Origin of the sequence: Sphingopyxis sp. (genome assembly GCF_025869345.1) — a bacterium.
Lineage (GTDB): Bacteria > Pseudomonadota > Alphaproteobacteria > Sphingomonadales > Sphingomonadaceae > Sphingopyxis.
Genome location: NZ_JAOZVW010000117.1, coordinates 92,924 through 99,854, shown reverse-complemented (window position 1 = coordinate 99,854; position 6,931 = coordinate 92,924). Strand labels below are relative to the sequence as shown.

At 67.7% G+C, this 6,931-nt stretch carries 9 protein-coding genes; all 9 read left to right on the top strand.

Annotation, left to right across the window (positions count from 1 at the left end; translation table 11 throughout):
* Positions 1-160: 160 nt before the first annotated feature.
* The 9 genes from ruvC (at position 161) to tolB (ending at position 6,848) form a co-directional block, all read left to right on the top strand.
* Complete coding sequence (ruvC, locus tag OJI97_RS12320; RefSeq protein WP_297663868.1) at positions 161-634, top strand: crossover junction endodeoxyribonuclease RuvC; 474 nt, start codon at positions 161-163, stop codon at positions 632-634.
* Between the two features lie 217 nt (positions 635-851).
* Positions 852-1,451: a Holliday junction branch migration protein RuvA gene (ruvA, locus tag OJI97_RS12315; protein ID WP_297663867.1), complete on the top strand. Its 600-nt coding sequence runs from the start codon at positions 852-854 to the stop codon at positions 1,449-1,451.
* Positions 1,448-1,852, top strand: a complete 405-nt coding sequence (locus OJI97_RS12310) for a GFA family protein (RefSeq protein ID WP_297663866.1) — start codon at positions 1,448-1,450, stop codon at positions 1,850-1,852. Before ruvA ends, OJI97_RS12310 begins: the two co-directional genes overlap by 4 nt.
* Positions 1,845-2,867 carry a Holliday junction branch migration DNA helicase RuvB gene (gene ruvB / locus OJI97_RS12305; RefSeq protein WP_297663865.1) on the top strand — a complete coding sequence of 341 codons (1,023 nt, stop codon included), beginning with the start codon at positions 1,845-1,847 and terminating at the stop codon, positions 2,865-2,867. Before OJI97_RS12310 ends, ruvB begins: the two co-directional genes overlap by 8 nt.
* Before the next feature lie 105 nt (positions 2,868-2,972).
* Entirely contained in the window at positions 2,973-3,437 is a 465-nt protein-coding gene (locus tag OJI97_RS12300) for a YbgC/FadM family acyl-CoA thioesterase (RefSeq protein WP_297663864.1), read from the top strand.
* Positions 3,431-4,129, top strand: a complete 699-nt coding sequence (gene tolQ, locus OJI97_RS12295) for a protein TolQ (protein ID WP_257543662.1) — start codon at positions 3,431-3,433, stop codon at positions 4,127-4,129. The genes OJI97_RS12300 and tolQ overlap by 7 nt, the downstream gene beginning before the upstream one ends.
* A complete protein-coding gene (gene tolR, locus OJI97_RS12290) occupies positions 4,129-4,635 on the top strand; it encodes a protein TolR (RefSeq protein ID WP_297663863.1) in 507 nt (168 codons plus the stop codon). Before tolQ ends, tolR begins: the two co-directional genes overlap by 1 nt.
* Before the next feature lie 9 nt (positions 4,636-4,644).
* Complete coding sequence (locus OJI97_RS12285; protein ID WP_297663862.1) at positions 4,645-5,472, top strand: hypothetical protein; 828 nt, start codon at positions 4,645-4,647, stop codon at positions 5,470-5,472.
* Between the two features lie 38 nt (positions 5,473-5,510).
* Entirely contained in the window at positions 5,511-6,848 is a 1,338-nt protein-coding gene (gene tolB / locus OJI97_RS12280) for a Tol-Pal system beta propeller repeat protein TolB (RefSeq protein ID WP_297663860.1), read from the top strand.
* Positions 6,849-6,931 lie beyond the last annotated feature (83 nt).

Genomic DNA, 6,931 nt, shown 5'->3' with positions numbered 1-6,931 from the left:
GGGGCCACGCCCCCCCCCCCGCTGGGTGTCTTGTGCTTGGGGGCCCGCCCCCCCCCCCCCCGCGCGGGGGGGGGGGGGGGGGGGGCGCGCCCTCCGCAGCCTTGCGCAACCTCGACAGCCCCCACCCCAACCCCTCCCCTGAAGGGGAGGGGCTAGAAACATGATCATCCTCGGCCTCGACCCTTCGCTCAGCTGCACCGGCTGGGGCGTCATCCGCGTCGAGGGCAGCCGGATCAGTCACATCGCTAACGGTCAGATCAAGACCGACGCCAAGGCACCTCTGCCCGACCGGCTCGCCTATCTCGACACGGTGCTCGCGGCGGTGATCGCCGATCACGCACCGCTTTGCGCGGCGGTCGAGGAAGTCTTCGTCAACGACAATCCGCAATCGACGCTGAAGCTCGCCCACGCCCGCGGCGTCGCGTTGCTCGCCTGCGCGCGGGGTGGGCTACCCGTCGCCGAATATGCCCCCCGCCTCGTCAAGAAAGCGATCGTGGGCACCGGCGGTGCGGCGAAGGAACAGGTGCAGGCGATGCTCCGCGTCCTATTGCCGGGCGCCAAGGTCGCGGGAGCCGACGCAGCGGACGCGCTGGCGGTGGCGATCTGTCACGCCAATCATCGTGGGCGCTTTTGAGGGTTTCACGCGAAGACGCGAAGGCGCGAAGAAGAAGGCGGCTCGGGCCGTCAGGCCCCATTTTTCTTCCAATGTCGCGTCATTGTGCGACCTTTGAAAGCAAAAGCCGCTTCGCGGCAGGCACAAGCTCTTCGCGTCTTCGCGTGAAACCATTATCCAAACCGCCCCCCGAACCAAATTTGTTCCCTTTTCATTCCCACCGCGCTAGGCACGGCGAATGATCGCGAAACTCACCGGACGGCTCGACAGCAGCGGCGCAGGCCATGCCGTGATCGACGTCGGCGGCGTCGGCTATCTGGTCGAGGCGTCGGCGCGCACGCTCGACGCCTTGGGCGCGGTCGGCGGCGACGTCACCATTCACACCGAAATGCTCGTCGGCGAGGATTTCCTGCGCCTGCTCGGCTTCGCGCGCGCCGAGGAGCGCGACTGGTTCCGCCTGCTGACCAGCGTGCAGGGCGTCGGCGCCAAGGTCGCGCTGGCGATCCTGTCGGCGCTCGAAGTCGCCGACCTGCAACACGCCCTCGCCAGCGGCGACAGCGCGATGATCGCCCGCGCCAACGGCGTCGGGCCGAAGCTGGCGCAGCGGATCACGCATGAGCTTAAGGACAAGGCCGGGGCGCTGGGCGGTATCGCGGGTTCGAATCCCTCCCGCTCCGCCGCATCCGGCCCGCTAGGCGACGCCGTCGCTGCCCTCACCGGCCTCGGCTTCAAGCCCGGCGAAGCGAGCGCCGCGGTCGCGGCCGCCAGCGAGGAACTGGGCGCGGGCGCGACGCTGGATGCGCTCGTCCGGGTTGCCCTCAAAAAAGCCGCCAAATGACCGAGCGGGTGCGCCACGCATCGTGCCGCTGCGGCCAGGTTCGCATCGCTTGCACCGGCGAGCCGATCCGTGTGTCGGTCTGCCATTGCCGCGAGTGCAAAGCACGCAGCGGCAGCGCCTTTGCCGCACAGGTCCGTTTCCCCGCCGAGCAGGTCCGCACCGAAGGCGAAGCGAAGATGTGGCAGTATACCGGCGCGAGCGGCAACACCGCCGACTTCTTTTTTTGCGGCACCTGCGGTTCGGGCGTCTGGTACAAGGCGCGGCCCTACCATGAGGCCTATGCGATCCCGCTCGGCCTTTTCGAACCCGGCCACGGCTTCGCGCCCGATTATTCGGTTTACGAGGACCGGATGGAGCCTTGGGTTTCGATCACCGGCGAGGCAATAGAGCATTATGACTGAGCCGGCCCTCACCACCCCCCTGCGCACCCCCGACGACGCCGACGCCGCGCTGCGTCCGAAGTCGCTCGCCGAGTTCGTCGGGCAGGCGGCGGCGCGCGAGAATCTGCGGATTTTCATCGAGGCCGCCAAGGCGCGGTCCGACGCGCTCGACCATGTGCTGTTCTTCGGGCCGCCGGGGCTCGGCAAGACGACGCTCGCGCAGATCGTCGCGCGCGAACTCGGCGTCGGATTCCGCTCCACCTCAGGCCCGGTGATCGCCAAAGCGGGCGACCTTGCGGCATTGCTCACCAACCTCGAGGACGGCGACGTCCTGTTCATCGACGAGATCCACCGCCTCGCTCCCGCGGTCGAGGAAATCCTCTATCCCGCGATGGAGGACCGCGCGCTCGACATCATGATCGGCGAAGGGCCATCGGCGCGCAGCGTCCGCATCGACCTGCCGAAATTCACCCTCGTCGGCGCGACGACGCGGCAGGGCCTGCTGACGACGCCGCTGCGCGACCGCTTCGGCATTCCGGTGCGGCTCAATTTCTATACGCACGGCGAACTCGAACAGGTGATCGGCCGCGCCGCGCGGCTGCTCGGCCTCGGCATCGCGCCCGACGGCGCGCTGGAGATCGCGAAGCGCTCGCGCGGCACGCCGCGTATCGCGGGCCGCCTGCTCCGCCGCGTGCGCGATTTCGCGACCGTCGCGGGGGCACAGGTCGTCGATGCCAAGGTCGCCGATGCCGCGCTCAACCGGCTGGAGGTCGACGCGCTCGGTCTCGACGCGATGGACCGGCGCTACCTGACGATGATCGCCGACATCTATCGCGGCGGCCCGGTCGGCGCCGACACGCTCGCGGCGGGTCTCAGCGAGCCGCGCGACACGATCGAGGATGTGATCGAGCCCTATCTGCTCCAGATTGGCCTGATCGCCCGCACCGCGCGCGGGCGGATGCTCAACGCCAGCGCGTGGAAGCATCTGGGGCTCAACCCGCCCGCGGGGACGCAGGACGGATTATTCGACAAATAGGAATCCCGGTTTCCTGCCCCTTTCATCCACCAATCGGCCGCGACTTGCGACGAACCGTTGAAGAGGGCTTTGCGGCGAGTCGATGCCCCGCTATCGGTCTTGATCATGGCGACCGTTCCTCCCCCCTTCGTCCCCGGCGCCTTCGTCGGGGCCGCGCATCATTACCGGGCGCGCGTCTATTTCGAGGACACCGACCTGTCGGGCATCGTCTATCACGCCAATTATCTGCGCTATATGGAGCGCGCGCGTTCCGATATGTTGCGTCTCGCTGGCATCGACCAGCGCGCGGCGATGGAGGGCGGCGAGGGCGCCTGGGCGGTCACCGACCTGACCATAAAATATCGTAGCCCCGCGAAGCTCGACGACGATCTTACCGTCGTCAGCACCGTCGAAGCGGTGCGCGGGGCGAGCGTGATCATCGCGCAGCGCATCCTTCGCAGTCAGGATGAGTTAACAGTCGGGCGTGTTACCGCCGCCTTCCTGTCGCCCGAAGGCCGGCCGCGCCGCCAGCCCGCGGGCTGGGCCGACCGCTTCACCGCCATCATGAATGGAGAGACCAACCCTTGCTAGACAATATCAAGCTGGCCGCCGACGCCGCGACGCTGTCCCCCATCGCGCTGTTCATTCAGGCCGACATTATCGTCAAGGCGGTGATGATCGGGCTGCTGCTCGCGTCGATCTATGTCTGGGCGGTGATCATCACGCACGGCCGCAGCGTCGGCAAGCTGATGCGCGCGTCGGAGGGGTTCGAGCGCGATTTCTGGCGCGCCGACAATATCGACAAATTCTATGACAAGAACAGCGGCGAGGAATTGCCGAGCGCGAAGATTCTGGCGGCGGGGATCGGCGAATGGCGCCGATCGACCAAGGGCCGCAATGTCGACCGCGAGGGCACGCGCGAGCGGTTGGGCATCGCGATGAACAGCGCCGTCGCGGGCGAAGTCGACCGGCTGGCCGAAAAGATCGGCACCCTCGCCACCATCGGCGCGGTCGCACCCTTCGTGGGTCTGTTCGGCACCGTCTGGGGCATCATGCGCAGCTTCACCGCGATCGCCGCGTCGAACAACAGCAGCCTCGCGGTCGTCGCCCCCGGCATCGCCGAAGCGCTGTTCGCGACCGCGATCGGCCTGTTCGCCGCCATTCCCGCGGTGATCGCCTACAACGCCTTCTCGCAGCGGCTTAACCGGCTCGAATCGCGGCTTGGCCGCTTCGCCGACGGGCTCCACGCGATGTTCAGCCGCGAACTGGAGGTCGAGGCCTGATGGCGATGACCGGACCTTCGGGCGGTATGAGCCGACGGCGCGGGCGCGGCGGACGCCGCGCGCCGATGGCGGACATCAACGTCACCCCTCTCGTCGATGTCATGCTGGTGCTGCTGATCATCTTCATGATCACCGCGCCCCTGCTCGCCTCCGCCGTCCCGATCGACCTGCCCGAAAGCCGGGCGAAGCCGGTCGAGACCGAGGAGCAGGAACCGATCCAGCTTTCGATCAACGGCGACGACACGCTGTATATCGGCGATGAGGTGGTTCCCGAGGCCGAGCTGCCCGCGCGGCTCGATGCGATCGCGGGCGCGCAGAAAGCGGGCGACAAGCCGCGCCAGATCATGCTGCGCGCCGACAAGGGGCTCGACTATGGCCGCGTGATGCGCGTGATGGGCGAGCTCAACCGCGCCGGGCTGACCCGGATCGCGCTCGTCACCACCGGATCGGATGTCCCGGCCCCGGCCGAAGCGGCGGTCACCGATGGTTCAGAGACGAATCCGTAGGTTGTGACCATGGCGGCGCAAACGGCACCACGGGGGAATCAGAAGGCCGGCATCGCGATCGCGGTGGCGCTGCACGTTGTCGTGATCGGCCTCTTGTCGATCCAGTGGACCGGCGGCGACCGGCGCTTCGACAATCCGCCGATGGAAGTCGATCTGGTCGCCGAGACCGCGGCGCAATCCTCCGCGCCGGTGATCAGCGACACCCCGCCCGCCCCGCGGCTGGGCGAAGAGGATGCCGAGGACATCGCCGCGCCGCCCGAGCCTGTCCCCGCGCCGCCGCTGCCCGAGCCGGTCGTGCGCCCGACCCCGGCCCCCGCGCCGAAGCAGGTCACGCGCGCCGTTCCCGCGCCGCCCAAGAAGACGCCTCCTGCCGCGCAAAAGGCGACGCCGAAGCCAGCACCGAAGGCGCCGGCGAAGAAGCCGACGAGTCGCCCGACCGGCCGCCTCGACGGCATCGTCGACGGCCTGTCTCGGACGCAGTCCAAGAAGCCCGCGAGCAAGGGCGCCCCCGCCGCCACGACCTCCGCCGAGGTCCGCCGCTCGATCGACGTCAGTATCAAGGCCAAGGTCGGCCCGCGCTGGGACCGCTGCAAGGTCAGCGGCGTCGACGTCGAAAAGCTGAACACCGTCGTGAAGTTCCGGCTGACTCCCGCGGGCGCGCTCGCGGGCTTCACCAGCGTGACGACGTCGGGCCAGAATGACAGCAACCGCTTCCAGGTCGCACGCCACCAGGAATGCGCGAAAAAGGCGGTCGAACTGGCTGCACCCTTCGATTTGCCCGAAGAAAATTACAGCTATTGGCAGAATTACACATTGGACTTCGACAAGGTGAGATGAGCATGACTCTTGCGAGATATTTGATCGCCGGCCTCCTGATGACGGTTGCCAGCCCCGTGGTCGCCCAGACACCACCCGTGCAGCCGCCCGTCGTCCAACCGCCCGCGGACGGCCCGCGCGAATCGATCACCGGCACGCTGTCGCAGGACCGCACCGTCATCGCGGTCCCGGCCTTCGCGACCCCGGCGGCGGTCAATGTCGCCGGACTCAACACCGCCAGCCTCGGCAAGCAGATTGCCGACGTGATCGCCGCCGACCTCGAACGCAGCGGGCTTTATGCCCCGCTCGGTCCCGGCAGCGTCCGCGCGATCACGATGGCGGAGGTACGCGCGCCGCAATTCGCCGACTGGCAGGCGCGGAACGCCGAGAATGTCGTCCATGGCTTCGTGCAGGCGAGCGGCACCGGCGGGCTCGTCGTCGGCTGCTATCTCTACGACACCGACCTCGGCAGCGAGCTGGTGCGGCAGGGTTACGAGATTCAGCCCGCCGACTGGCGCCGCGCCGCGCACAAATGCGCCGACGCCATCTATTCGCGCCTGTCGGGGGAATCGCCCTTCTTCGACAGCCGCGTCGCCTATATTGCCGAGAGCGGCCCCAAGGGGAACCGCATCAAGCGGCTGGCGATCATGGATTCGGATGGCGGCAACCACCGCTTCATCACCAACGGCCAGGCGCTGGCGCTAAGCCCGCGTTTCTCGCCCGATTACAAGAAGATCGTCTATGTCAGCTATCTGAACGACCGCGTCCGCGTCTTCATCTACGACGTCAATGCCGGCACGCAGAAGCTGGTGACCGAAAGCAAGAATGCGACCTTTGCGCCGCGCTGGTCGCCCGACGGCCGCCAGATCCTCTATTCGATGGCGGTCGGCGGCAACACCGACATCTATCGCATCTCGGCCGAGGGCGGCACGCCGGTGCGTCTGACCAGCACGCCGGGGATCGACGTCGGCGGCAGCTTCTCGCCCGACGGCAGAAAGATCGTGTTCGAAAGCGATCGTTCGGGCGGCCAGCAAATCTATACGATGAACATCGACGGATCGAACCAGCAGCGGATCAGCTTTGGCGGCGGGCGCTATGCGACCCCCGAATGGTCGCCGCGCGGCGACCTGATCGCCTTCACCAAGATGGGCGGCGGCGAGTTCCGTGTCGGCGTGATGACGCCTTCGGGCGGCAGCGAGAGGCTGCTTACCAACAGCTGGCAGGACGAAGCGCCGACCTGGTCGCCGAACGGCCGTGTCATCCAGTTCTTCCGCACCACGCCGGGCAAGGCGGGCAAATCGTCGCTGTGGCAGGTCGACCTGACCGGCGTGAACCTGCGCCGCCTGCCGACGCCGCAGGACGGGTCGGACCCGAGCTGGGGGCCGATCCTGCCCTGACCGCAACCGCGGAACCAAAGGAAATCCGCGGGGTTTGACTCTTTGCGTTCAATGCGGGTTAATCCCACGCGGTCACGACTGAA